A 3,479-nucleotide genomic window follows, 5' to 3' on the forward strand; every position below is an offset into this window, starting at 1 on the left:
CGTCGATGTCGTCGGCCCGCGAGGAGCCGAGCTCTCGGGAGTCGGCACCGGGCATCTCCAGGCCATCGACCCTCCGGCCGACGGCGTCATCGCCCATGCACGCCGCGACCAGCCGATCGTCGAACTGCGCGTGCCCTTCACCGTCGACCGGCAACAGGTCGACAGCGTCGAACGCGGCGCCAAGGACGCCGACTGGCAGCCGGTCAAGGACGCCGCCCGCCGCCTCGCCGTCGCCGAAGACCGCGCGATCTTCCACGGATACACACAAGCCGGCATCACCGGCATTCGCGCCGGTTCCTCCAACCCGGCCGTCACCCTCCCGGCCCACGTACGCGACTATCCGGGCGCCATCAGCAAGGCGGTGACCGCATTGCGCCTGGCCGGCGTCGAGGGCCCGTACACGCTGGCGCTCGGCGCCGATGCCTACACCGCTGTCAGCGGCACCACCGATGAGGGCTATCCGATCCTCGACCACATCGCACGTCTTATCGACGGCGAGATCATCTGGGCCCCCGCGATCGACGGCGCGTTCCTGCTGTCCACCCGCGGCGGAGACTTCGAACTGCACATCGGACAGGACATCTCGATCGGCTACCTGGCGCACGACACCACGAGCGTCGAGTTGTACTTCCAAGAAACACTGACCTTCCTGGTCTACACGGGCGAGGCCGCGGTGACGCTGCCGGCGACGTGACGGCCTGTCGATAGGCCGGTTTCCGGTCGGGCGGCCGCTGCGGGCGCGGGGGACACCCCAAGGCCGGACTGCTTCCCACGTCGTTTCCGTAATTCGTCCTTTGTCGGCCCCAAGGACAGTCATTGGCTGCGGCTCAGCGTCTACGTGCTTGACCGGGGAAGCGTGTGAGCGAGCGCGGCTTCGCACTTTGAACCGGGGCGCCGGACTTCCGGGGGTGATGGCTGCTCGAAGGAGGATGACCATGTCACCGGGGAAGAGGAAGCCGGATCTGCCGAGCCTGATGTTCGCCGAGCAGCCGGACGGGAGCTATGTGACGTCCCTGCGAGGGCTGGCCGTGCTGCGGGAGCCACTGTTGAACAAGGGCACGGCGTTCTCGCCGGAGGAGCGGGCCGAGCTGGGGCTCGACGGGCTGCTGCCACCGGTGGTGGAGACGCTGGATGAGCAGGTACGGCGGATGTACGTGCAGTACGGGCGCCAGCCGACGAACCTGCTCAAGAACGTCTACCTGGAGGGGCTCCGGGACCGGAACGAGGTGCTCTACTACCGGCTGCTGAGCGATCATCTGCGGGAGATGTTGCCCGTCGTCTACGACCCGACGGTCGCTGAGGCGATCCGGTCCTACAGTCACGAGTACCGGCGTCCGAGGGGCGTGTACCTGTCCATCGACGACCCGGGCGGGATCGAACGGGCGTTCAAGAGCCTCCAGGTGGGGCCGGACGACGTCGATCTGATCGTGGCCTCCGACGCCGAGGAGATCCTGGGCATCGGCGACTGGGGGGTGGGCGGCGGGGCCGGCATCGCGACCGGCAAACTGGCCGTCTACACGGCCGCCGCGGGGATCGACCCTGGCCGGGTCATCCCGGTCGCCCTGGACGTGGGCACCGACAACGAGGCGCTGCTGAATGACCCCGCCTATGTCGGCAACCGGCATGCCCGGGTGCGGGGGCAGCGCTACGACGACTTCATCGACGCCTACGTCACCACGGCCACCCGGATGTTCCCCGGCGCCCTGCTGCACTGGGAGGACTTCGGCCCGTCCAACGCCCGGCGGATCCTGGAGAAGTACACCGAACGCATCTGCACCTTCAACGACGACATGCAGGGCACCGGTGCCATCGTGCTGGCCGCCATGCTCAGCGCCGTCAAGGTGTCGAGGACCCCGATGCGCGACCAGCGGATCGTGATCTTCGGCGCGGGCACCGCCGGCATCGGCATCGCCGACCAACTGCGCGATGCGATGATCCGCGACGGCCTGGACCACGACACCGCCACCCGCCGGATCTGGCCCATCGACAAGCAGGGCCTGCTGGTCGACGACATGACCGGCCTGCGCGACTTCCAGCAGCCCTACGCCCGACCGCGCAGCGAGGTCGCCGACTGGGCCAAGGACGAGCACGGCATCTCGCTGGCCGAAGTCGTCGCACGCGTCAAGCCCACCATGCTGCTGGGCACCTCCACCGCCCACGGCGCGTTCACCGAACAGATCGTGCGCACCATGGCCGCGGGCGTCGAACGCCCCGTCATCTTCCCGATCTCCAACCCGACCGATCGGATCGAGGCGATGCCCGCCGACCTCATCCGCTGGAGCGACGGCCGAGCGCTGATCGCCACCGGCATCCCGATCGAGCCGATCACTTACAACGGCGTCACCTACGTCATCGGCCAGGCCAACAACGCCCTGCTGTACCCGGGGCTGGGGCTGGGCGTCGTGGTCTCCCGTGCCCGCCGGGTCAGTCCCGGCATGTTCCAGGCGGCCGCCGACGCCGTCAGCGGCCTGGTCGACGTCTCGGCCCCGGGCGCGTCCCTGCTGCCCCAGGTGGACAACCTCAGGGAGGTCTCAGCCACGGTCGCCGTCGCCGTCGCCAACCGGGCCGCCGAGGAACACCTGGCCCGCACCACCCTGCGCAACACCATCCAGCAGGTCCAAGACGCCATGTGGCAGCCGAAGTACCGCCCGATCCACGGGAACGGACGATGAGCGCGCCCCGCGTCCGCGACGTGCCGATCGGGTTGCGGGCCACCGGCACCCGGACGGAGAGCGACTCCCTCGGCGAGATCGAGGTCCCGGCCGATCACTACTGGGGCGCCCAGACCCAGCGCTCGCTGATCCACTTCGACATAGGCAACGACCGCATGCCCACGGCCGTCTACCACGCCTACGGCTACATCAAGAAGGCCGCCGCGATCGTCAACGCCCATGACGGACGCTTGCCCCAATGGCAGGCCGACCTCATCGAGCGGGTCGCCGACGAGGTCATCCGCGGCGAGCTCGACAGCGAGTTTCCGCTGTACGTGTGGCAGACCGGCTCCGGCACCCAGTCCAACATGAACGTCAACGAGGTCATCTCCAACCGGGCGATCCAGCTGGTGGGCGGGCGTCTGGGCAGCAAGGACCCCATCCACCCCAACGACCACGTGAACATGGGCCAGTCGTCCAACGACACCTTCGTCACCGCGATGCACATCGCCGCCGCGCAGGCCATCGACGACCACGTGCTGCCCGCCGCCGCCAGGTTGCGCGACGCCGCCGCCCGCAAGAGCCGCGAGTGGCAGCACGTGGTCAAGATCGGGCGTACCCATCTGGAGGACGCCACCCCGCTGACCGTGGGCCAGGAGTGGTCCGGCTACGCCGCCCAGCTCGGCGACGCCATCGACCATCTGCAGCGCACCCGTACCGGGCTGTACCGGCTGGCGATCGGCGGCACCGCGGTCGGCACCGGGCTGAACGCGCCGCCCGGCTTCGGCGATCAGGTGGCCAAGAAGATCGCCGAGCTGACCGGGCGGC

The 3,479-nt window shown here is 69.2% G+C and carries 3 protein-coding genes; all 3 read left to right on the forward strand.

Features of this window, described 5'->3' with window-relative positions; genetic code table 11:
- Positions 1-694 (forward strand): family 1 encapsulin nanocompartment shell protein (locus AB0J09_RS59830; RefSeq protein WP_360712555.1); only part of this gene is annotated, 694 nt, incomplete at its 5' end.
- A gap of 241 nt (positions 695-935) precedes the next feature.
- Positions 936-2,672: an NAD-dependent malic enzyme gene (locus tag AB0J09_RS59835; RefSeq protein WP_360712558.1), complete on the forward strand. Its 1,737-nt coding sequence runs from the start codon at positions 936-938 to the stop codon at positions 2,670-2,672.
- The coding region (locus tag AB0J09_RS59840; RefSeq protein WP_360712560.1) for a lyase family protein at positions 2,669-3,479 on the forward strand (811 nt) is incomplete at its 3' end. The genes AB0J09_RS59835 and AB0J09_RS59840, both read left to right, overlap by 4 nt.

It is taken from the genome of Nonomuraea sp. NPDC049784, assembly GCF_040659615.1.
Lineage (GTDB): Bacteria > Actinomycetota > Actinomycetes > Streptosporangiales > Streptosporangiaceae > Nonomuraea.